At 60.5% G+C, this 23,646-nt stretch carries 13 protein-coding genes; 10 read left to right on the top strand and 3 right to left on the bottom strand.

The window, feature by feature from the left end; all coding sequences use genetic code 11:
• The first annotated feature begins 225 nt into the window (after positions 1-225).
• The 8 genes from R2B70_RS12130 to R2B70_RS12095 all read left to right on the top strand — a co-directional run bounded on the left by R2B70_RS12130 (position 226) and on the right by R2B70_RS12095 (position 17,781).
• Positions 226-2,370: a type I secretion system permease/ATPase gene (locus R2B70_RS12130; protein ID WP_042078568.1), complete on the top strand. Its 2,145-nt coding sequence runs from the start codon at positions 226-228 to the stop codon at positions 2,368-2,370.
• Positions 2,363-3,778: an HlyD family type I secretion periplasmic adaptor subunit gene (locus R2B70_RS12125; RefSeq protein WP_209792847.1), complete on the top strand. Its 1,416-nt coding sequence runs from the start codon at positions 2,363-2,365 to the stop codon at positions 3,776-3,778. The genes R2B70_RS12130 and R2B70_RS12125 overlap by 8 nt, the downstream gene beginning before the upstream one ends.
• 35 nt (positions 3,779-3,813) lie before the next feature.
• Positions 3,814-5,145 carry a TolC family outer membrane protein gene (locus R2B70_RS12120; protein WP_279975587.1) on the top strand — a complete coding sequence of 444 codons (1,332 nt, stop codon included), beginning with the start codon at positions 3,814-3,816 and terminating at the stop codon, positions 5,143-5,145.
• Positions 5,146-5,271: 126 nt separating this feature from the next.
• A complete protein-coding gene (locus R2B70_RS12115; RefSeq protein ID WP_408854803.1) occupies positions 5,272-6,012 on the top strand; it encodes a transglutaminase-like cysteine peptidase in 741 nt (246 codons plus the stop codon).
• A gap of 3 nt (positions 6,013-6,015) precedes the next feature.
• Positions 6,016-7,941: an EAL domain-containing protein gene (locus R2B70_RS12110; protein WP_318161587.1), complete on the top strand. Its 1,926-nt coding sequence runs from the start codon at positions 6,016-6,018 to the stop codon at positions 7,939-7,941.
• 267 nt (positions 7,942-8,208) lie between these two features.
• Positions 8,209-16,386 (top strand): retention module-containing protein, encoded by an 8,178-nt coding sequence (locus R2B70_RS12105; protein ID WP_318161586.1) that lies wholly within the window; start codon positions 8,209-8,211, stop codon positions 16,384-16,386.
• A gap of 83 nt (positions 16,387-16,469) precedes the next feature.
• A complete protein-coding gene (locus R2B70_RS12100) occupies positions 16,470-17,027 on the top strand; it encodes a hypothetical protein (RefSeq protein ID WP_318161585.1) in 558 nt (185 codons plus the stop codon).
• Between the two features lie 55 nt (positions 17,028-17,082).
• Positions 17,083-17,781, top strand: a complete 699-nt coding sequence (locus tag R2B70_RS12095) for an SIMPL domain-containing protein (protein WP_318161584.1) — start codon at positions 17,083-17,085, stop codon at positions 17,779-17,781.
• 211 nt (positions 17,782-17,992) lie between these two features.
• Here R2B70_RS12095 and R2B70_RS12090 read toward each other — a convergent pair whose 3' ends face one another.
• Both R2B70_RS12090 and R2B70_RS12085 read right to left on the bottom strand, forming a co-directional pair.
• Complete coding sequence (locus R2B70_RS12090; protein ID WP_318161583.1) at positions 17,993-19,369, bottom strand: amino acid permease; 1,377 nt, start codon at positions 19,367-19,369, stop codon at positions 17,993-17,995.
• Positions 19,370-19,394: 25 nt separating this feature from the next.
• Positions 19,395-19,679, bottom strand: a complete 285-nt coding sequence (locus R2B70_RS12085) for a hypothetical protein (protein ID WP_318161582.1) — start codon at positions 19,677-19,679, stop codon at positions 19,395-19,397.
• Positions 19,680-19,726: 47 nt separating this feature from the next.
• Between R2B70_RS12085 and R2B70_RS12080 the strand changes: the two genes are divergently transcribed.
• A complete protein-coding gene (locus R2B70_RS12080; RefSeq protein ID WP_318161581.1) occupies positions 19,727-20,020 on the top strand; it encodes a hypothetical protein in 294 nt (97 codons plus the stop codon).
• Positions 20,021-20,140: 120 nt separating this feature from the next.
• Here R2B70_RS12080 and R2B70_RS12075 read toward each other — a convergent pair whose 3' ends face one another.
• Positions 20,141-20,953 (bottom strand): pyruvate, water dikinase regulatory protein, encoded by an 813-nt coding sequence (locus tag R2B70_RS12075; RefSeq protein WP_209792829.1) that lies wholly within the window; start codon positions 20,951-20,953, stop codon positions 20,141-20,143.
• A 307-nt stretch (positions 20,954-21,260) separates the two neighbouring features.
• On the opposite strand from R2B70_RS12075, the gene ppsA reads away from it, so the two are divergent.
• Positions 21,261-23,633, top strand: a complete 2,373-nt coding sequence (ppsA, locus tag R2B70_RS12070; RefSeq protein WP_219142162.1) for a phosphoenolpyruvate synthase — start codon at positions 21,261-21,263, stop codon at positions 23,631-23,633.
• Positions 23,634-23,646: the final 13 nt, after the last annotated feature.

Raw genomic sequence — 23,646 nt, 5'->3', positions numbered from 1 at the left:
CTCTTCGCACTGGGTGGCAGCTTCCCCGATGACACCGAGCGCCCTGCATGTCCATTCCTTCCCGGCATGACGATGTGGGAGTCTGGCAGTGGGCTTTGTGCCACTGCCCCGTGCGCTAATTGGGTTGTCGGTTTGTGGCGGAGTCGCTGCCTGCATTCATGAAACGCGCCAGATTCCGGGTGATGATGACCGACAACCTTCCGAATCATGTTTTGATGGGATGCTATGCAAGCAGAAACCAGCCATATAGATGAGCTATTGGAGTGCCTGGTCTTTTTGACCCGCTTTTATGGGGTGCCCAACAGCCAGGATGCCCTGACCACTGGCTTGCCGCTGGTCTCCGGTCGCCTGAGCACGGCACTCTTCAGCCGTGCCGCCGAGCGTGGCGGCCTCTCCGCCCGCGAGGTGATCCAGCCGCTCGATCAGATCTCCTCCCTGCTGTTGCCCTGCGTCCTGCAGACGCGTCATGGCGGCGCCTGCATCCTGCTGGAATGGAATGAAGACCGAAGCCAGGGCAAGGTGATCTTTCCCCAGGCCGGGGATGCAGCCCAGTGGGTCAGCACTGCCCAGCTGGGAGACGAGTACAGCGGTCGCCTGTTTTACGTCAAGCGGCAGTTCAAGTTCGACGAGCGCTCCCCCAAGGTGCTGGAAACCCGCGACGGTCACTGGTTCTGGAGCACGCTGTTCGAATCCCGGGGCATCTACCGAGACGTGCTGATAGCCTCTATCCTCATCAACCTGTTTGCGGTGGCCAGCCCCCTGTTCACCATGAACGTGTACGACAAGATAGTGCCGAATCTGGCATTCGACTCCCTCTGGGTATTGGCCGTCGGGGCCATGGTGGTATTTACCTTCGATTTCGTGATGCGCCAGCTGCGCAGCTACTTCATCGACATCGCCGGCAAGAAATCCGACGTGCTGCTGTCGGCCAAGATCTTCGCCAAGGTGATGGGGATGAAGATGGAATCCCGTCCTGCCTCGACCGGTGCCTTTGCCAAGCACCTCCAGGAGTTCGAGTCCGTGCGGGAGTTCTTCACGTCGGCCACCGTTTCCACCCTGATCGATCTGCCGTTCGCCATCTTCTTCCTGTTCATCATCTGGATCTTCGCCGGCGTCATGGTGGTGGTGCCCATCGTCGCCATCCTGATCCTGGTGGCGTACAGCTTCTATATCCAGGCACCGCTGAAGCAGTCCATCGAGGAGGGGTCACGCCTCGCCTCCCAGAAGAATGCCAACCTCATCGAGAGCATCTCTGGCCTCGAGACCGTGAAGATTTTCGGGGCCGAGAGCATGTTCCAGCATCGCTGGGAGCAGGCGGTATCCCATATTTCGACCTGGGGTGTGCAGACCCGGCGTATCACCAACTCCATGTCGTCGCTCGCGAGCTACATCCAGCAGGTGGTGACGGTGGGACTCGTCATCGTCGGCGTCTACCAGATCTCGGAAGGGCTGGTGACCATGGGGGGAATGATCGCGGCCGTGATGCTGTCGAGCCGCGCCATCGCCCCCATGGTACAGCTCTCCGTTCTCTCGACCCGCTATAACCAGGCCAAGTCTGCCCTGGAGATCCTGGAGAAGATCATGATGACGCCGGGCGAGCAGGAGGAGGGCAGGCAGTACATCCACCATCCTGTCATCCAGGGGCGCATCGAGTTCGAGAACGTCTCCTTCAAGTATCCGGGCATGGAGAGCAGCACCCTGCACAACATCAACCTGCGTATCGAGCCGGGCGAGAAGGTCGCCATCATAGGCCGGATAGGCGCGGGCAAGACCACCCTGGAGAAGTTGCTGATGGGGCTCTATCGCCCCACGGACGGGCTGGTGCGTCTCGACGGCTTCGAGCTGGATCAGCTGCCGCCGACCGCCATTCGCCGCAACATCGGCTGCGTACCGCAGGACGTGACCCTCTTCTTTGGCTCGGTGCGGGACAACATCATGCTGGGCAATCCCCTGGTGGACGACGCCCGTGTCCTGCGCGCGGCCAAGCGGGCCGGGGTGACCAACTTTACCAACCGGGATCCCAATGGCCTCGACAGGCAGATCGGCGAGGGGGGGCGTCAGCTCTCCGGCGGCCAGCGTCAGGCCATACTGCTGGCCCGGGCCCTGCTCAACGATCCCCCCATTCTGGTGATGGACGAACCGACGTCCAACATGGACAACCAGTCGGAGATGCACGTCAAGCAGGAGCTGGCGCGGCTGGGGCCCGAGACCACCCTGATCCTCATCACCCACAAGACCTCCATGCTGGACGTCGCCTCCCGGGTCATCGTCGTGGAGCAGGGCAAGATAGTGGCGGACGGCCCCAAAGAGGTGGTGCTGCAACAATTGAAGGAAGGTAAGGTGCGGGTGCAGGAGACGGCTCATGGCTAACAACTGGTTCAAGAAGTCGGCTCCCGATACCGTCTTGCCCGCCCCCGAGCACCTGGAATACGTGGACGATGGCGCCGCGGCCGTCTTGCTGACGACGCCGACCCGCGCCAGGGTGCTGCTCTGGGCCTGCTTCCTGTTTTTCATGAGCGCCATCGTCTGGGCCGCCTGGGCCGAGCTTGACGAGGTCACCGTCGGCCAGGGCAAGGTGATCCCGTCTCGCCAGCTGCAGGTGATCCAGAACCTGGAAGGGGGGATCGTCAAGGAGATCTTCGTCAAGGAGGGGGACATCGTCGAGAAGGGGCAGCCTCTGCTGCGCATCGACGACACCCGCTTCAAGTCCGATTTTCGCGAACGGGAGCAGGAGCTGGTGACCCTGAAGGGGGACATCGCCCGCCTGCGTGCCGAGATCCGCAGCGTGGTGGTCAAGAGCGAGCCCAATCTGGGCTGGCGTGAGCAGGTGGTCATCGACAAGCAGCCCATCGAATTTCCCGAAGGGTACGAGAACGTGTTCGCCGAATATGCCGCCCGTGAAAAATCGGTGCAGGAGGCGAGGCTCAACAACCTCAAGAACCAGCTTTACATTCTGGGGCAGCAGATCGAGCAGAAAGAGCAGGAAACCATAGAGCTCAACGCCAAGATCAGGACGGTGGGCCGCAGCGTGGATCTCGCTCGTCAGGAGCTCAACATCAGCCGTCCCCTCGCAAAAGAGGGTATAGTTCCTCAAGTGGAGCTAATAAAGCTCGAGCGGCAGGTCAACGAGATGCAGGGTGAGCTGGAGGCGAACCGCCTGCTCATCCCCAAGCTCAACTCGGTGCTGCGGGAGACCATCTCCAAGCGCAACGATATCGCCCTGAAATTCAGAGCCGACTCCCAGACCGAGCTCAATGAGCGGCAGGGCAAGCTCAGTCAGTTGTCCGAGGGCCAGGTCGGCCTGCGGGACAGAGTCGATCGAACCAGTGTGATCGCGCCCCTCAAGGGCACCATCAAGAAACTCAAGATCAATACCCTGGGAGGCGTCGTCCAGCCCGGCATGGATCTGATGGAGATAGTACCGCTGGAAGATACCCTGCTGGTCGAAGCCAAGGTGTCGCCCAAGGATATCGCGTTCCTGAGACCCGGATTGGAGGCCGTGGTCAAGATAACCGCTTATGATTTCACTGTTTATGGAGGTTTACATGGAAAGGTTGAACAGATAAGCGCCGACTCGATCCAGGATGAGGAGGGCAACTCCTTCTATCTGGTGCGAGTACGAACCGAGAAGAGTTATCTGGGCGATGAGCTAAACGCACTTCCCATCATCCCCGGTATGTTAGCCAGTGCAGATATCATTACTGGTAAAAAAAGTGTCCTAGACTACTTGCTGAAACCCATCTTGAGGGCTAAGCAGTCGGCACTGAGAGAACGATAAGCCAACAATCTAAAAACAACATGACTGGAGATACCATGAAGAAGACGATTGTTGCCATGCTGGTTAGTGGCACCATACTGTTCCCGGGCCTGAGCCAGGCACAGACGCTGGAACAGTCAGTGGCACAGTCACTGGCTACCCATCCGAAAATCAAGGAAGCTTTTGATCTCTATCAGGCACGACTGTACCAGCATGATGGGGCCAAGGGCGGTTACTATCCCACCATCGATCTGCGTGGTGGCGTCGGTTACGAGAAGACCGACAGCCCCTCCACCCGCGCGGCGGGGGCCAACTCGCAGACGATCGATGACTCCATGACCCGTAAAGAGGCCGGGATCAGCCTGCGCCAGATGCTGTTTGACGGCTTCGATGTCAGCAGCAACGTGGCCCGGACCGATGCCGCTGCCCAGGCCCAGCGTCTCGCCCTGATCTCGGAGGCGGAAAACACGGCGTTGCGCGTGGCAGAGGTATACCTCAACATGCTGCGTCAGCAGGAGATCCTGGAGCTTTCCAAGCAGAACCTGGAAACCCACGAGCAGATCCGCAGCGACATCCAGAAACGGACCGATTCCGGTCTGGGGTCGACGGCGGATCAGACTCAGATCGACGGCCGGGTGGCGCGCGCCTACTCCAACCAGGCGGCGGCCGAGAACAACTATCGGGATGCCGAGAGCGAGTTCATCCGCGTCGTGAATGAGGTGCCCAAGGATCTCGTGCAGCCGGTGCCGAACACCCAGCTTCTGCCAGCCACGCTGGAAGATGCGCTGAAGACGGCGACCGAGGTGCACCCGACCCTGCTTTCCTCCCTGCAAGACATCGAGGAGGCCAAGTACCAGCATGAGGGGTCCAAATCCGGGTTCTACCCGAACGTGGCCTTCGAGGTAGACCAGAACTGGAACGAGGACATCGATGCGGTCAAGGGGCGCAACGACGATCTCACCGCCATGGTCCGGATGCGTTACAACCTGTTCCGTGGCGGCTCCGATCTGGCCGAAAGCAAGGCCACCTCGGCACTCTATTCCCAGGCGAAAGACATTCACCTGAATGCCTTCCGTCAGGTGGAGGAGGGGACTCGTCTGGCCTGGAATGCCAAGGAGTCGCTGGCCAAGCAGAAAGTCTTCCTGAAAGAGCACGTGGACGCCAGCTATGACACCGTACAGGCGTACAAGAAACAGTTCGGTCTGGGCCAACGGACCTTGCTGGATGTGCTGAACACGGAAAACGAGCTGTTCGAGGCGCGTCGCAGCTACATCACGGCCGAGTATGACTCCCTGCTGGCGGATTATCGCATCCTCAATGCCACGGGTGGCCTGCTCAACGCCATGAATGTACAGCAGCCCGCCGAGTGGCAGGCCAACAACAACTGATGGCCATCGCGCTGATGCAATATCAGACAGGAGGAATGGCTGCAGCTTGCTGCAGTCATTCTTTTATGTGTTTGGCCCTGCGTTGAAGATTGCGATGGCATGCCACAGGGGAATCATGTGACATCGGTGGGCAAGAACGAGGGCCGTCTGTTGTGGCCTGCATGGCGCATTTGCTCGGCGCAGCGTTGGTTGCCTCGTCTGCTGTGGCTGGTGTTGCTCGCCATTCCCCTGCTGCTCAGCGCCAGTCAGCCCTTGTCATCGGAAGATCTCAAGCTGGTCAAGCGGGCGGAGGAGACTTATGGCCCTCGTGCAGGGAAACGGGTGACCAGCTGGCGTACCCTGGCGATGCAGAGCAGCGCCGCAGGTCTGACGGATCGACAGAAGCTGGAGAAGGTAAACCAGTTCTTCAACCAGATGCGTTTTATCGATGACATCAAGTTGTGGCACAAGAAGGATTATTGGGCGACGCCGCTGGAGTTTTTGGGGGCTGCGGGCGGAGACTGTGAAGACTTCAGCATTTCCAAGTATTTTACGCTGCTGGAGCTTGGCATTCCGGATGAAAAAATGCGAATGGTATATGTCAAGGCATTGGATTATAACCAGTTTCATATGGTCGTTGCCTATTATGAGACGCCTGCGTCAGTTCCTCTCATTCTGGACAATATTGTCGGAGCCATTCGTCCGGCCACGCAGCGTGCGGATCTGGTGCCAATTTACAGTTTTAACGGTAGTCACTTGTGGCTGATGAAAGCACGTGGTCAAGGGGAAATGGCCGGGCAGTCATCTCGCTTGGGATTATGGACGGATTTACGCAATCGCATGACGTCAGGGCGATTGGCTCGGCCTGCGGTGAATTTGGATGATTAACCTATGACGCTCTACAGACAACTATTGGCAACCATGCTGTTACTGTTCGGATTGCTGTTTGCCGCCACTTATTGGGTACAGTTCGATTCGACCCGCAGTTACCTGGCGCAGCAGCAGGAGACCACCGTCATCAATACCTCCACCGCGCTGGGTCTGGCATTGACGCCCTATCTGGAAAACGGTGACAAGGTGGGGGCCGAATCCGTCATCAAGGCGGTCTTTGACGGCGGCTACTACAAGCTGGTGCGCCTCGATCTGCTGGCATCCAAGAATGTCATCGAACTCGAGAACAGCAGCCAGATCGAGGGCGTTCCCCAGTGGTTCATCGGGCTGGACCTTTTTCCTGAGGTATCCAATGAATCCATCTTGACCTCGGGTTGGTTGCAACTGGGCAAGTTGAAGGTGGTGGGCCACCCGGGACAAGCCTACTACAAGCTTTGGCAGGGCATGAGCGAGCTGGCGACCTGGTTCCTGGTCGGATTCCTGATCACCACGCTCCTGTTGATGCGGGCGCTCAACTACCTGCTCAAGCCACTCAAGCTCATCTGCGAGCAGGCGGTCGAGATAGAGCTGCACCATTTCGGGCACGCCATTCCCGAACCCAGGACCCGTGAATTGAAGCAGGTGGTGCAGGCCATCAATACCCTCTCGAGCAAACTGGCGGTGCAATTCAAGGAGCAGGCGGACGAAGCCGAGAATCTGCGTGCCCGTGTCTATGTCGATGCCGTGTCCGGCCTCGGCAACCGCTCTTACTTCGTCGGGCAGGTCAATGCCTGGATTGCCGAGGCGGGCCAGGGTGGGGTCATGCTGGTGGCCGTCGACATGCTGGACGATCTCTATCGCGAAGAGGGCTTTGCCGCGCGAGACAACATGGTCAAGTCCATCGCCCAGGTGCTCAGGGAGCTGCTGGATGGTTGGAATGGGGCGGCCCTTGCCCGCATCTCGGCCACCGAATACGCCTTGCTCTGTCCGACCGACGAGCTGTCGCAGCTCAAGGATCTGGCGGAACTCATCAACAGCCGCATCGCCGATCTGGTGGTCAACCCCATGGGAGAACGAGGTGCACTTTCCGTGGTCGGTATCGCCGCTCGTGACGGGAGTGACGATCTCTCGGCCCTGTTGACCAAGGCGGACAATGCCCTTGGCAAGGCGCGCAACGAGCGGCGCGGTGCCGTCGTGATGGAAGGGGGAACAGAGCATGGCCTGATGGGACGTCTGGCCTGGCGTGATCTGGTGCAGGACGCCATGGCCAGAAACCTCTGGCGCTTCAAGGCGCAGCCCGCCTGTCGCTTCGATGATGGCACGCGTCTGCATGCCGAGTTGTTTGCCGCCATCTCGCGAGACGGGACCGATTACTTCGCGGGCCAGTTCTTGCCGGCCATAGAGCAATTCAAGATGGGGGCCGAGTTTGACAAGGCGATACTGGACGCCTGCCTCCCCTTGTTCCAACAGCACTCCGATCTGGTGCTGGCAGTCAATATCACGGCTGGTTCTCTCTGTTCGGATGAGTTCCTAACCTGGCTGAAGGGCTATCTGGCGCAAAATGGCGAGCTGAAAGAGCGGCTGCTGTTCGAGATCCCTGAGGCGGCCATCATGAAACACAAAGAACAAGTGACCAGCCTGGTCGAGGTGCTTAGGGCACATGGATTCCTGTGGGGAGTCGATCATTATGGCCGCCACTTCCAATCCCTCGGCTACCTGGAGGAGCTGGCCCCCGCTTACGTCAAGGTGGACCATGGCTATACCAGCCAGGTGATGGAGCCTGGTGCAGATACCTCCTTCCTGGCGGCGGTGTGTCGGGCTGCCCATAATGCGGGTGTGACGACGATTGCAACCCGGGTTGAAGATCAGCAACAGGTTGAGGTGTTGTCCAGCCTGCACATAGACGGTTATCAGGGCTTCGTTCATCCGGCCTTCCCACTGCCGTAAGTCACACAACGCGATAAAAACGGGCCCATTAAGGGCCCTTTTTTATATCTATTTAGAATATCTCAGTAGCCTTTGTGCGATGAAGAGACAAGAGAACGGAATGTGTGATTGTTACTTCATTGATTTATATGTGTAAAAAATATTCGTTCGATTTACTGCATCGGATGAAGCCAAAGAGATTCAATCCTGTACATTTTTGCAACGGAAGCCAGATGGGCGCGCATCTAAAGTGTAGGCATCAAGATCTGTCACCTTGGAGCAATGGATATGCGCACCCAAATCATCGACAAAACCGTCGTCGTCTCTTCCGTGGAAGGCAATGTTCAGATCCTGCTTGCCGATGGCAGCAGCCGTCCCCTCCAGCCTGGCGAAATATTGCAACCAGGCGCCAGGGTCAATATTGCCGATGATGCCAAGTTGATGCTGGCTCCCTACGATGACAGCCCGGCTCCGGCCGATGTCGCCCCTGCTGGTCCGGATGTTTCCGCCGATGGACAACCCTCCTCATCGGTTGCCACTCGTCAGCCGGGCTCGCCAGAGGTGTCGCCGGAAATTGCGGCACTGCAAGAATCCATCTTGCAAGGGGTCGACCCGACTCAGAACTTTGAAGCTGCGGCAGCTGGCGGAGCGCCCGCCGCAGGTGGTGGCGGTGGCATCGGCGGGGTGGCGGGAGCCAGTGGCAACGGTGGCTTTGTCGTCATCGATCGGACTGGTGATGCAACCATAGCGGCGGCCGGATTTGACACCAGCTATGCCACCCTGGCCCCACAAGATGTGCTGCAGGAAGATGACCTGTTGCCCGACAATGAGCTCGATGATCTGGATGAATCCTCCGTTACCCTGGAAGATCAGGCCGTCAGTGGCAACCTTCTGGACAACAGTACCAACCCGGACGGCCCCCTCGAGGCATCGATTGTCTCATATAGCTGGGGCAGCAACCTCGGCATCGAAGCGGGTGTCGAGAGCACACTGGATGGCATCGGCACGCTCATCATCAATGCCGACGGCTCCTATACCTTTACGCCGGCCCCGAATTACTCAGGCTCCGTGCCTCCGGTCAACTACGTTGTGACCGATGGTGCCGATACGGCTGTCTCCATATTGACGGTTACCATTACTCCCGTGGATGAGCCCGTTTCCCTGGAAGGGTTACAAGTAGACGGTGGTGAGCTTGTCCTGGATGAGGCGGCATTGGCAGATGGCAGTAATCCCAATAGCCCGGCCCTGACCAAGAGCGGCACCTTCACCTTCAATGCGGCGGATGGCGTGCAAAGCCTGACGCTGGGCGGTGTGGTACTCGTCAACAACGGCCAGGTCATCACCGGCTTCCCTCAGGCGATCCCCAGCCCGCTGGGCAACCAGCTGCTGGTCACCGGGATCAGCTACAACCCGGTCACCGGTATCGGCAGCGTGAGCTACAGCTATACCCTGAATGATAACGAAGTCCACAACCAGCCCGCCAATGACACGGCACTGACAGAAAGCTTCAATGTCGTGCTGACGGACAGCGATGGCGACACGACCAGTGCTGGACTGGATGTGGTGTTCCTCGACGACGTGCCGACGGCGGTGAGCGACGTGAACCCGACGGCGGCGACGGAGAACAACCTTGTCCTCAATGGCAACGTCATGACCAACGACGTGCAGGGGGCGGACGGTGCGGCGGTGACCGCGGCCAACCTGAGCGGCACCTACGGCAGCCTGGTGCTCAATGCCGACGGCACCTACAGCTACACCCTCAACCCGAACGATGCGGACTTCAAGGCGCTGACTGGGGGCGGGGTGGGCAGTGAAGTGTTCACCTACACCCTGACGGATGCGGACGGGGACGTGAGCACGGCGACCCTGACCCTGACCATCAAGAACGACGACGACGGGGTGACCATTACCAACCTGACGCCCAAGGGCGAGGGCGGGGATGCCATCGTGTACGAGGACGACCTGCTGGGCAATCGCGGGCCGAACGAATCGGCGGGGTCGGACAGCAGCAAGGAGTCGACCACGGTGACCGGCAGCTTCAACGTCAGTGCGCCGGACGGGGTGAAGAGCCTGAGCGTGGGTGGCATCAACCTGGTGGTGAACGGGGTGGTGGGGAGCTTCCCGCAGAGCGTGACGACGCCGGAGGGGAATACCCTGACCATCACGGGGTACAACGCAGGCAGCGGGCTGGTGAGCTACAGCTACACCTTGCTGGACAACGAGGCGCACCCGACGGCGGGTGGCAACAACAGCGTGTACGAAGACTTCGCGGTGAGCCTGGTGGACAGCGACGGCGACTCGGCGACGAACACCCTGAGCGTGCAGATTGTGGATGACGTGCCGACGGCGGTGAGCGACGTGAACCCGACGGCGGCGACGGAGAACAACCTGGTCCTCAATGGCAACGTCATGACCAACGACGTGCAGGGGGCGGACGGTGCGGCGGTGACCGCGGCCAACCTGAGCGGCACCTACGGCAGCCTGGTGCTCAATGCCGACGGCACCTACAGCTACACCCTCAACCCGAACGATGCGGACTTCAAGGCACTGACCGGGGGCGGGGTGGGCAGTGAAGTGTTCACCTACACCCTGACGGATGCGGACGGGGACGTGAGCACGGCGACCCTGACCCTGACCATCAGGAACGACGACGACGGGGTGACCATCACTAACCTGACGCCCAAGGGCGAGGGCGGGGATGCCATCGTGTACGAGGACGACCTGCTGGGCAATCGCGGGCCGAATGAATCGGCGGGGTCGGACAGCAGCAAGGAGTCGACCACGGTGACCGGCAGCTTCAACGTCAGTGCGCCGGACGGGGTGAAGAGCCTGAGCGTGGGTGGCATCAACCTGGTGGTGAACGGGGTGGTGGGGAGCTTCCCGCAGAGCGTGACGACGCCGGAGGGGAATACCCTGACCATCACGGGGTACAACGCAGGCAGCGGGCTGGTGAGCTACAGCTACACCTTGCTGGACAACGAGGCGCACCCGACGGCGGGTGGCAACAACAGCGTGTACGAAGACTTCGCGGTGAGCCTGGTGGACAGTGACGGCGACTCGGCGACGAACACCCTGAGCGTGCAGATTGTGGATGACGTGCCGACGGCGGTGAGCGACGTGAACCCGACGGCGGCGACGGAGAACAACCTTGCCCTCAATGGCAACGTCATGACCAACGACGTGCAGGGGGCGGACGGTGCGGCGGTGACCGCGGCCAACCTGAGCGGCACCTACGGCAGCCTGGTGCTCAATGCCGACGGCACCTACAGCTACACCCTCAACCCGAACGATGCGGACTTCAAGGCACTGACCGGGGGCGGGGTGGGCAGTGAAGTGTTCACCTACACCCTGACGGATGCGGACGGGGACGTGAGCACGGCGACCCTGACCCTGACCATCAGGAACGACGACGACGGGGTGACCATCACTAACCTGACGCCCAAGGGCGAGGGCGGGGATGCCATCGTGTACGAGGACGACCTGCTGGGCAATCGCGGGCCGAATGAATCGGCGGGGTCGGACAGCAGCAAGGAGTCGACCACGGTGACCGGCAGCTTCAACGTCAGTGCGCCGGACGGGGTGAAGAGCCTGAGCGTGGGTGGCATCAACCTGGTGGTGAACGGGGTGGTGGGGAGCTTCCCGCAGAGCGTGACGACGCCGGAGGGGAATACCCTGACCATCACGGGGTACAACGCAGGCAGCGGGCTGGTGAGCTACAGCTACACCTTGCTGGACAACGAGGCGCACCCGACGGCGGGTGGCAACAACAGCGTGTACGAAGACTTCGCGGTGAGCCTGGTGGACAGCGACGGCGACTCGGCGACGAACACCCTGAGCGTGCAGATTGTGGATGACGTGCCGACGGCGGTGAGCGACGTGAACCCGACGGCGGCGACGGAGAACAACCTTGCCCTCAATGGCAACGTCATGACCAACGACGTGCAGGGGGCGGACGGTGCGGCGGTGACCGCGGCCAACCTGAGCGGCACCTACGGCAGCCTGGTGCTCAATGCCGACGGCACCTACAGCTACACCCTCAACCCGAACGATGCGGACTTCAAGGCACTGACCGGGGGCGGGGTGGGCAGTGAAGTGTTCACCTACACCCTGACGGATGCGGACGGGGACGTGAGCACGGCGACCCTGACCCTGACCATCAGGAACGACGACGACGGGGTGACCATCACTAACCTGACGCCCAAGGGCGAGGGCGGGGATGCCATCGTGTACGAGGACGACCTGCTGGGCAATCGCGGGCCGAATGAATCGGCGGGGTCGGACAGCAGCAAGGAGTCGACCACGGTGACCGGCAGCTTCAACGTCAGTGCGCCGGACGGGGTGAAGAGCCTGAGCGTGGGTGGCATCAACCTGGTGGTGAACGGGGTGGTGGGGAGCTTCCCGCAGAGCGTGACGACGCCGGAGGGGAATACCCTGACCATCACGGGGTACAACGCAGGCAGCGGGCTGGTGAGCTACAGCTACACCTTGCTGGACAACGAGGCGCACCCGACGGCGGGTGGCAACAACAGCGTGTACGAAGACTTCGCGGTGAGCCTGGTGGACAGCGACGGCGACTCGGCGACGAACACCCTGAGCGTGCAGATTGTGGATGACGTGCCGACGGCGGTGAGCGACGTGAACCCGACGGCGGCGACGGAGAACAACCTTGCCCTCAATGGCAACGTCATGACCAACGACGTGCAGGGGGCGGACGGTGCGGCGGTGACCGCGGCCAACCTGAGCGGCACCTACGGCAGCCTGGTGCTCAATGCCGACGGCACCTACAGCTACACCCTCAACCCGAACGATGCGGACTTCAAGGCACTGACCGGGGGCGGGGTGGGCAGTGAAGTGTTCACCTACACCCTGACGGATGCGGACGGGGACGTGAGCACGGCGACCCTGACCCTGACCATCAGGAACGACGACGACGGGGTGACCATCACTAACCTGACGCCCAAGGGCGAGGGCGGGGATGCCATCGTGTACGAGGACGACCTGCTGGGCAATCGCGGGCCGAATGAATCGGCGGGGTCGGACAGCAGCAAGGAGTCGACCACGGTGACCGGCAGCTTCAACGTCAGTGCGCCGGACGGGGTGAAGAGCCTGAGCGTGGGTGGCATCAACCTGGTGGTGAACGGGGTGGTGGGGAGCTTCCCGCAGAGCGTGACGACGCCGGAGGGGAATACCCTGACCATCACGGGGTACAACGCAGGCAGCGGGCTGGTGAGCTACAGCTACACCTTGCTGGACAACGAGGCGCACCCGACGGCGGGTGGCAACAACAGCGTGTACGAAGACTTCGCGGTGAGCCTGGTGGACAGCGACGGCGACTCGGCGACGAACACCCTGAGCGTGCAGATTGTGGATGACGTGCCGACGGCGGTGAGCGACGTGAACCCGACGGCGGCGACGGAGAACAACCTTGCCCTCAATGGCAACGTCATGACCAACGACGTGCAGGGGGCGGACGGTGCGGCGGTGACCGCGGCCAACCTGAGCGGCACCTACGGCAGCCTGGTGCTCAATGCCGACGGCACCTACAGCTACACCCTCAACCCGAACGATGCGGACTTCAAGGCACTGACCGGGGGCGGGGTGGGCAGTGAAGTGTTCACCTACACCCTGACGGATGCGGACGGGGACGTGAGCACGGCGACCCTGACCCTGACCATCAGGAACGACGACGACGGGGTGACCATCACTAACCTGACGCCCAAGGGCGAGGGCGGGGATGCCATCGTGTACGAGGACGACCTGCTGGGCAATCGCGGGCCGAATGAATCGGCGGGGTCGGACAGCAGCAAGGAGTCGACCACGGTGACCGGCAGCTTCAACGTCAGTGCGCCGGACGGGGTGAAGAGCCTGAGCGTGGGTGGCATCAACCTGGTGGTGAACGGGGTGGTGGGGAGCTTCCCGCAGAGCGTGACGACGCCGGAGGGGAATACCCTGACCATCACGGGGTACAACGCAGGCAGCGGGCTGGTGAGCTACAGCTACACCTTGCTGGACAACGAGGCGCACCCGACGGCGGGTGGCAACAACAGCGTGTACGAAGACTTCGCGGTGAGCCTGGTGGACAGCGACGGCGACTCGGCGACGAACACCCTGAGCGTGCAGATTGTGGATGACGTGCCGACGGCGGTGAGCGACGTGAACCCGACGGCGGCGACGGAGAACAACCTGGTCCTCAATGGCAACGTCATGACCAACGACGTGCAGGGGGCGGACGGTGCGGCGGTGACCGCGGCCAACCTGAGCGGCACCTACGGCAGCCTGGTGCTCAATGCCGACGGCACCTACAGCTACACCCTCAACCCGAACGATGCGGACTTCAAGGCACTGACCGGGGGCGGGGTGGGCAGTGAAGTGTTCACCTACACCCTGACGGATGCGGACGGGGACGTGAGCACGGCGACCCTGACCCTGACCATCAGGAACGACGACGACGGGGTGACCATCACCAACCTGACGCCCAAGGGCGAGGGCGGGGATGCCATCGTGTACGAGGACGACCTGCTGGGCAATCGCGGGCCGAACGAATCGGCGGGGTCGGACAGCAGCAAGGAGTCGACCACGGTGACCGGCAGCTTCAACGTCAGTGCGCCGGACGGGGTGAAGAGCCTGAGCGTGGGTGGCATCAACCTGGTGGTGAACGGGGTGGTGGGGAGCTTCCCGCAGAGCGTGACGACACCGGAGGGGAATACCCTGACCATCACGGGGTACAACGCAGGCAGCGGGCTGGTGAGCTACAGCTACACCTTGCTGGACAACGAGGCGCACCCGACGGCGGGTGGCAACAACAGCGTGTACGAAGACTTCGCGGTGAGCCTGGTGGACAGCGATGGCGACTCTGCGACGAACACCCTGAGCGTGCAGATTGTGGATGACGTACCACGATTTAACTCGGTGATGGATGCCGTGCTGTCGAGCCACACCAAAGTGGCCTTCAATGGATTGTATGACGCCAGCTTTGGGGCCGATGGCGTGAATTATCTGTCAGTGGGGTTGGCTGGTAGTGGGGTATATAGCGGGAATGCTGTGAACTTTGTACAGACAGCTCCCAATCAGGATGGCGTGGTCAAGGTGGATGTCACCAATAGCCTCAATGTGGTGTTGTTCAGCTTCTACTACCAGACAACGACATCTGCCGTCACTGACGGCGGAGACGGTACTACGACGTTCAATGCTTTCACCAATGCGCAAGATCCCACTCATAGCGAGTTCTTCACGCTGACAGTGAATCCAGATGGTACCTATACATTCGATATGATCTCGAACACCGTGATCTCCTCCACCACGGCAGATGGGGAGGATTTCAGTGCCTTCGGGCCGACCAATAGCGTGTATACGGCGGATGGTGTGCCAGGAACATCGGATTTGCCATCCCTCATTATCTACGGAAGCAATGGTGATGGAGTAACCAATGCCGATGATAAGGTGAATGCCTCTGAGCATGGTATCGGGGTTAAAACGACGACTATCGATACGGGCGAGTCACTGCTGCTGGATTTCGAGAAGGATCAATCTTACGTCAAATTCAGCCTCCAGCAGTTTACGGGCGGTGGTTCGGCACAGATGATGATCAAGCTCGATGGTGTCGCGTTCGATTTTGACCTCAACACTGGCGGTACCCAGAATCTGACGTTTACCAAACCCAATTCGGGTCAGAGCTGGGTTGAAATCATAGTGACGGATGATGTGTCGCTGATTGGCACCTGGGTACAGACGGGAACGGCGGCAACTCCGGTCTACACCCTTTATGTTGGTCAGCAATTTGACGACCTGCAGGTCGTTCATACAGCAGGTTCGCTGAACTTCAACATCAACCACATCACCTATGACCAAACCATTTCGGTCGAGGACTTGTCCTTGAACTTCAATCTGGCGGTCACGGATATGGATGGTGACCAATCAGCGCTGGCCGATCCGTTGACCGTCACGATGCTGGACCCCACCGAAACCGTCTCTGCCGCTGCTGATGGTACCGATGCGAATGATGGTGTCGTACTGGTGGGCAATGGCGAGGCAGACACCCTGATCGGCGGTCTGGGTAACGATATTCTCATCGGTGAGAAGGACAGCGATTCGCTGACGGGAGACAGTGGCAGCGATACCTTCAAGTGGGTCAATGGCGATGCCGATGGCAGTACGGACAGCATCACCGACTTCACCCTGGGTACGACTGCCAACGGTGGCGACGTGCTGGATCTGTCGGATCTGCTGGTTGATGTCCCCAACAGCAATAGCAACACTGACCTGGCGACGGCGCTGGAAGACTATCTGCAGTTTGATAGTTCGGCCAACACCTTGACCATAGATACGAATGGTGCGACAGCAGGGGGAGGTCAGTTGACGATACAGTTCCAGGGCAGTCTCGATCTGGATCAGAATGGTAGCCTGACGACTAACCACGACATCATCAAGCAACTGCTGGATGATGGTAACCTCAAGGTGCAACCGTGATGGTACGGGGCCGGGCTTGCCCGGTCCCTATTATTTGATGGAGAGGACGGCTAAGATAGCGGCAGTATCAGGAGAGCGTCACCATGCAGTCATTCAATTGGGTCGACATCGATGGCATTCGCTATAGCTGGGATGGGCAGGACAGCATCGTCTGCACCGGCCGTTTCGGCTATCAGGCCACGATGACGGGTGACAAGCTCAATGGTCTGGAGCTGGAAAGCGAGGATGGCGATCTGGCGGGTCTGCTCAATGTGGACTTCGCCGCCTCCAGCATCAGTTTCACACCGACAGAAGATGCTCCCTTGCCTCACATGGTGGTCTTGGTTGGCCATGAGTGGGGGCAGCAGGAGTATTCATTGCAGAGTCTGAGCGATACCTCCTTGCAGGGACTGCTCAGCCATGGGGAAGAGCTCGATTGGAGTGCCCTTGCCGTGGTGCCGGCTTCAGAGCCGGGCATGCCATCACAAGGTCATGTTCTGTCGTGGGACTCATTTCATTTCGACGATGAGCCGCTGCTCGGGGCCGACGCTCCTGCGGCCGTGATCGCAAGTCATGACCACCTCTTTGGCGGCGAGATCAGCATCAACATCGATATGACCAATCAGGTACTGGATCAGATCCCCCCGCCGCACGATATATGAATCCCAATCGACGATGTGCATAATGACCTCCATCTAATCCTTGGAGGTTTTTTCTATGTGGCGTCCCCTTCTTACCCTGTCCGCACTGGTTGCCAGTGCCCCGCTGTTTGCCATCGAGGTGCCCCAGGCTCCCCACCTGGTGGTCAGCGGTTATGCCGAGCAGAAGGTCGAGCCCGACATGCTGACGCTCAATGTGGCGGTGACTGCACTGGAGAAACAGGGCATCAAGGCCAAGCAGAAGGTGGATACCAAGGTCGCCGCCTTCTTTGGCCAGCTGGAGGGACTCGGCATCAAGCGCAGCGATGTGGAGGCCGGCAACCTGGTGATCTCCCCCGAGTATCAGTATCCCCAGAACAAGCAGCCCGAGATGGTGGGTTATCGTGCCCAGCGCCAACTCTCCGTCAAACTCTATCAATTAGACAAGCTGAGTCAGCTGATGGATACCGCCCTCAAGGCGGGGCTGGAGTCCGTCTCCCAGATTGAATACGGTCTCAAGTCGCCGCAGACCATCAAGGATCAGGCCCGTCTCGGTGCCGTGACCGATGCCACCAGCAAGGCGGAGTCCCTGGCCAAGGCGTTTGGCATGAAGCTTGGCAAGGTCTACAGCGTCGAGTATCGCAACAGCTCGCCGGTGCCTGTCTACAGCCGGGCCATGAAGGCCGCTGCCCCTGCTGCCGACATGATGGAAAGCAGCTACCAGCAACAGCAGATCAGCATCACGGACAACGTGGAAGCCGTCTTCCTGCTGGAATAAGCCGCCGACCCCCATATCGTGTGCTTTCAAACCCGAGGCCAGGCCTCGGGTTTGTTGTTTTGGGGGAGAGGCATGGCTTTGCTCGGAGCAAGACAGCAACGGGGGGTTGATGATGCAAGCAGGAGCAGCACTGCGATGGAGGCCATATGGGGGCCGGTAAAAAGAAAAATGCCGGTCACAGACCGGCATTTGCATAGGAGGGGCGTGATGCTTAGCCCAGGGTGGTGGCTACCTTGCGCTGGCTCTTCTGCTTGAGCAGATAGCCGATGCCGAGCACCAGGACCCAGACCGGGATCAGCTCGACCGAGATGCGGGTGCCGTCGTTCATGTACATGATCACCAGGATGGCGGCCATGAAGGCGAGGCAGAGGTAGTTGCCAAACGGGCTCCACAGTGCCTTGAACTTGGTGGTGACGCCTTCTGCGGCCTTGACCTTGCGGAACTTCAGGTGTGCCAGGCTGATCATGGCCCAGTTGATGACCAGGGCGGAGACCACCAGGGACATCAGCAGACCGAAGGCCTTGCCCGGGATCAGGTAGTTGATCAGCACGCACAGCAGGGTGGCTGCGGCCGAGATGGTGATGGCAGTCAGCGGCACGCCGCTCTTGTTGGTCTTGAGCAGGGCCTTGGGACCGTTGCCCTGCTTGGCCAGGCCAAACAGCATGCGGCTGTTGCAGTAGACACAGCTGTTGTACACAGACAGCGCGGCGGTCAGCACCACCAGGTTCAGCACGTTGGCCACCAGGTTGCTGTCCAGGGCGTGGAAGATCATCACGAAGGGGCTGCCGCCTTCGACGACTTTACCCCAGGGGTAGAGGGAGAGCAGCACAGTCAGGGCGCCGATGTAGAAGATCAGGATGCGGTAGATCACCTGATTGGTGGCTTTTGGGATGCTCTTCTCGGGATTGTCCGCTTCCGCCGCCGTGATGCCGACCAGTTCCAGGCCGCCGAAGGAGAACATGATGAAGGCCATGGCCATCACCAGCCCACCCACGCCATTCGGGAAGAAACCGCCCTGTGCCCAGAGGTTGCTGACCGTGGCCTCGGGGCCACCGGTGCCGGAGAACAGCAGATAACCGCCGAAGCCTATCATGCCGAGGATGGCGACCACCTTGATGATGGCGAACCAGAACTCCATCTCGCCAAACGCCTTGACGTTGGAGAGGTTGATGGCGTTGATCAGCACGAAGAAGAAGGCCGCCGACATCCAGGTCGGGATCTCGGGCCACCAGTACTGGACATAGATGCCGACCGCCGTCAGCTCCGCCATGCTCACCAGTACATAGAGCACCCAGTAGTTCCAGCCGGAGGCGAAGCCAGCGAAGTCGCCCCAGTACTTGTAGGCAAAGTGGCTGAAGGAGCCGGCAACCGGCTCTTCCACCACCATCTCACCGAGCTGGCGCATGATGAGGAAGGCGATGAAGCCGCCGATGGCGTAACCCAGCAGGACGGAGGGACCCGCCATCTTGATGGTGTCGGCAATGCCGAGGAACAGGCCGGTGCCGATGGCACCGCCCAGTGCGATGAGCTGGATATGGCGGTTTTTCAGGCCGCGCTTGAGCTCTTCGCCGTTTTGTTGAAGATCCATTCTTCCTTCCTTAACGTCGCTGAAATCACTCGTCTTCCGCCTCGTCGGCCATGGCACTTCCTGTGCCAGGCGCAGCATCTTGTGCCGAAAACGTGACGAAATCCGTATTTATATCGTTACGGTTCGCCGCCTGCTGTTTTTTATGGCGGCTACCAACCCGAGCAGAATAGTGATAAACGCTCGCCCATGCACCTGTTTTCATCATCATCGGCTGGCTTTTTGTGCGCCATGCAGGTTTTTTATGATCTGGAAAGGGGTTCTGGAAGTGATTGGTTGTTTTGTGGTCAGTTGGATTTTTGGTATTTGACAAGTCGCTAGAAACATGGGTTGTTGCCGGTTTCTCCAGAAGGGACTCATATGAGTGAGCGTGTTGTCGGTGGTCTGTTGACTGCCGTGCTGTGGCTGGGTGTCTGGCTTTCCCCCATGTTGTTGACGATGGCGATGGTTTGCCTCGTGGTCTGGGGATGGCTGGGGGCGGAGTATCTGGTGAGCCATATCGTCATGGTGCTGGCCCTGGCTGCGGGCCTCGGCCTGTTCCCCGCCTGCTGGCTGAGCGAGCGGGTGCGCAGGCGCCACGGCTTGCCGGGTTTTTATGGCATGTTGATGAACAACAGGGAGCTCAACAAGCCGGTTTCCCCGCCAAATCCCTGAGCAGGATGACGCCAGCCACCCCGCTGGCGTCATCGGCTTCACATCTCTATCGTTTCAATCGTTCACTTATCTTGACAGTGGTGATTGTGCTGGTGTTTCTCGCTGCTGCGATTCGCATCGTCAGCAGAGTTGGCGGCGCAACCCGGTGGCTTCCAGGATCTTGGCGCTGATCTCCTCCACCGAGTGGGAGCTGGTATCGAGGAAGCGGATCGCCTCCTGGCGGAACAGCCGCTCGACGCTGGCCAGCTCCTGCTTGCACTGATCAAGCGAGGAGTAGCGGCTGTTGGCACGGCGCTGGTTGCGGATCTCGTGCAGCCGCTGTGGCGCTATGGTGAGGCCGAACAGCTTGTGGCGGTTGGCCTTGAGGGGGGCGGGTAGATCCAGGGAGCCCATGTCCTGCTCGATGAAGGGGTAGTTGGCGGCGCGGATGCCGAATTGCAACGCCAGGTAGAGGCTGGTCGGTGTCTTGCCGCAGCGGGAGACACCGATGAGGATGATGTCCGCCTCGTCATACTCCTTGGTGGTGATGCCGTCGTCGTTGGCCAGCGCGAAGTTGACCGCCTCGATGCGATCGTCGTAGAGCTTGCGGTTCTCCATGCCGTGGGTGCGGTGGAGTCTGGGCTCGGCCTTGATCCCGAGCTCCTGTTCGAGGGGGCTCACGAAGGTGTTGAGAAAGTCGTGGCTGCTGGCCTGGGCCTTGAGCACCTCTTCCCGTACTTGCGGGTCGACTATGGTGTGAAACAGGATGGGGCGAACCCCGGTCTGGCGGAACTGCTCGTCGATGCGGGCCCGCACCTGGCGCGCCTTCTCCAGGGTTTCCACGAAGGGAATGGTGACCTGCTCGAAGACCAGTGGAAACTGGCTCAGCACGGCGTGACCGAAGACTTCGGCGGTGATGGCGGTGCCGTCGGATACATAGAATACGGTGTGCACTGCGGACTCCTGTGGTGCGCTCCGGGGGATGACGAGAAACAAGTATCTCTCGAAACCATATCGTTTTTGTCAACAGATCTGCCGTGCCCAAGTTGTGAACTCGCTTGCAAACCTGAGTCGTTACCTTTTTGTGTCGCTATTGTAGAATGCCTGTGTCAAACGACCATCCCCAACTCTTGCTCGGGGATTTTTTTGACCATAAATAGAAAACGTTTTCACGGTCGTTGGCAACAGACACTAACAAAAACACATGACTTGGCACAGCAGGTGAGTTGTCACCCTGGCCCCCCAACCTGGAGACATGCAAATGCAACAGTACGTACTCTGGTACGAACAGCTCGGTATGCAGGACGTAGAGCGCGTCGGCGGCAAGAATGCATCCCTTGGCGAGATGATCAGCAACCTCTCCGGTGCCGGCGTGTCCGTGCCGGGTGGCTTTGCGACCACCGCCTTTGCGTTTAACGAGTTTCTGGAGTTAAGCGGCCTCAACGGCAAGATCCACGACCTGCTCGACAGCCTGGACGTGGACGACATCGCCGCCCTCAACCGGGCCGGCCAGCAGATCCGCGACTGGGTGGTGGAGGCGCCGTTCCAGCCCGCGCTGGAGCAGGCGGTGCGCGAGGCCTACACCAAGCTGAGCGCCGGGCTCGAGGCCTCCTTTGCGGTGCGCTCCTCCGCCACTGCCGAGGACATGCCGGACGCCTCCTTCGCCGGTCAGCAGGAGACCTTCCTCAACGTGCGCGGCATAGATTCTGTCATGACCGCCATCAAGCATGTGTTTGCATCCCTCTTCAACGATCGCGCCATCTCCTACCGGGTGCATCAGGGCTATGACCACAAGGGCGTCGCCCTCTCCGCCGGGGTGCAGCGCATGGTGCGCTCGGACTTGGCCGCCTCCGGCGTCATGTTCACCCTGGACACCGAATCCGGCTTCAACGATGTGGTCTTCATCACCGGCGCCCAGGGCCTGGGGGAGATGGTGGTACAGGGGGCCGTCAACCCGGACGAATTCTATGTGCACAAGCCGACCTTGAAGGGCGGTCGCCCCGCCGTGGTGCGCAAGACGCTGGGCTCCAAGCTCATCAAGATGACCTACTCCGACGACGCCGGCCACGGCCGTCAGGTGAAGATCGTCGACACCACCGATGCCGAGCGCAGCCGCTTCTGCATCACGGACGAGGAGGTGATGGCCCTGGCCAGGCAGGCCCTCATCATCGAGCAGCACTACGGTCGCCCGATGGACATCGAGTGGGCCAAGGATGGTCAGGATGGCAAGCTCTACATCGTTCAGGCCCGTCCGGAAACCGTGCGCAGCCGCCAGGAGGCGAACACCCTCGAGCGCTTCGCCCTCAAGCAATCCGGCAAGGTGCTGATCGAGGGGCGCGCCATCGGCCACAAGATTGGTGCGGGCCCGGCCCGGGTCATCTCTTCCATCAGCCAGATGGATGAAGTGCAGCCCGGCGACGTGCTGGTCACCGACATGACGGATCCGGATTGGGAGCCCATCATGAAGCGGGCCTCCGCCATCGTCACCAACCGCGGCGGCCGCACCTGCCACGCCGCCATCATCGCCCGGGAGCTCGGCATTCCGGCTGTGGTGGGTTGCGGTGACGCCACCGATCGCATCCAGGATGGTCAGCTCATCACCGTCTCCTGCGCGGAAGGGGACACCGGTTTCATCTATGACGGCGAACTCGACTTCGACGTGGCGGTGACCGAGGTGGGCAACATGCCGCGCCTGCCCATCAAGGTGATGATGAACGTCGGCAATCCGGACCGCGCCTTCGACTTCGCCCAGCTGCCGAATGCCGGCGTGGGCCTGGCCCGCCTCGAGTTCATCATCAACCGCATGATAGGGGTGCACCCCAAGGCGCTGCTGGAGTTCGACAAGCAGACGCCCGAGCTGCAAGCCACCATCAATAAGATGATCGCGGGTTACGAGAGCCCCCGCGAGTTCTACGTCGCCAAGCTGACGGAAGGGATCGCCACCCTGGCGGCCGCCTTCTGGCCTGAGCGTGTCATCGTGCGGATGTCGGACTTCAAGTCCAACGAGTACGCCAACCTGGTGGGGGGCCGTGGTTACGAGCCCCACGAGGAGAACCCCATGATCGGCTTCCGTGGCGCGTCGCGCTACATCGCCGACAGCTTCCGCCCCTGCTTCGCCCTGGAGTGCGAGGCGATGAAGCGGGTGCGGGATGTCATGGGGCTGACCAACGTCGAGGTGATGATCCCCTTCGTGCGCACCGTCGGCGAGGCTGAGCAGGTGGTGGAGATCCTGGCGGAGAACGGCCTGCGCCGCGGCGAGCGGGGCCTCAAGGTCATCATGATGTGCGAGCTGCCCTCCAACGCGCTGCTGGCGGACAAGTTCCTCGAGCACTTCGACGGCTTCTCCATCGGCTCCAACGACATGACCCAGCTCACGCTTGGACTTGATAGGGACTCCGGTCTCATCGCCCACCTGTTCGACGAGCGCAACGAGGCGGTCAAGGCGCTGCTGGCCATGGCCATCGCCGCCGCCCGCAAGGCGGGCAAGTATGTCGGGATCTGCGGCCAGGGGCCGTCCGATCACCCGGACTTCGCGGCCTGGCTGGTCGAGCAGGGCATAGACTCGGTGTCCCTCAATCCCGATACCGTGGTTGATACCTGGCTCTATCTGGCCGAGCAGCACAAGGCCGGCTAAGCTCGTCCCCCGC

This window comes from Aeromonas sp. XH, from assembly GCF_033348475.1.
In the GTDB taxonomy this organism is placed as follows: Bacteria; Pseudomonadota; Gammaproteobacteria; order Enterobacterales; family Aeromonadaceae; genus Aeromonas; species Aeromonas sanarellii.
The sequence above is the reverse complement of the archived record's forward strand: the minus strand, read 5'-3'. Positions and strand labels throughout refer to the sequence as shown.

What these genes read in the sequence shown, in the direction of transcription:
- R2B70_RS12130 (WP_042078568.1), top strand. Translation starts at nt 226, where the DNA reads ATGCAAGCAGAAACCAGCCATATAGATGAGCTATTGGAGTGCCTGGTC.
- R2B70_RS12125 (WP_209792847.1), top strand. Translation starts at nt 2,363, where the DNA reads ATGGCTAACAACTGGTTCAAGAAGTCGGCTCCCGATACCGTCTTGCCC.
- R2B70_RS12120 (WP_279975587.1), top strand. Translation starts at nt 3,814, where the DNA reads ATGAAGAAGACGATTGTTGCCATGCTGGTTAGTGGCACCATACTGTTC.
- R2B70_RS12110 (WP_318161587.1), top strand. Translation starts at nt 6,016, where the DNA reads ATGACGCTCTACAGACAACTATTGGCAACCATGCTGTTACTGTTCGGA.
- R2B70_RS12105 (WP_318161586.1), top strand. Translation starts at nt 8,209, where the DNA reads ATGCGCACCCAAATCATCGACAAAACCGTCGTCGTCTCTTCCGTGGAA.
- R2B70_RS12100 (WP_318161585.1), top strand. Translation starts at nt 16,470, where the DNA reads ATGCAGTCATTCAATTGGGTCGACATCGATGGCATTCGCTATAGCTGG.
- R2B70_RS12095 (WP_318161584.1), top strand. Translation starts at nt 17,083, where the DNA reads ATGTGGCGTCCCCTTCTTACCCTGTCCGCACTGGTTGCCAGTGCCCCG.
- R2B70_RS12090 (WP_318161583.1), bottom strand. Translation starts at nt 19,369, where the DNA reads ATGGATCTTCAACAAAACGGCGAAGAGCTCAAGCGCGGCCTGAAAAAC.
- R2B70_RS12080 (WP_318161581.1), top strand. Translation starts at nt 19,727, where the DNA reads ATGAGTGAGCGTGTTGTCGGTGGTCTGTTGACTGCCGTGCTGTGGCTG.
- ppsA (WP_219142162.1), top strand. Translation starts at nt 21,261, where the DNA reads ATGCAACAGTACGTACTCTGGTACGAACAGCTCGGTATGCAGGACGTA.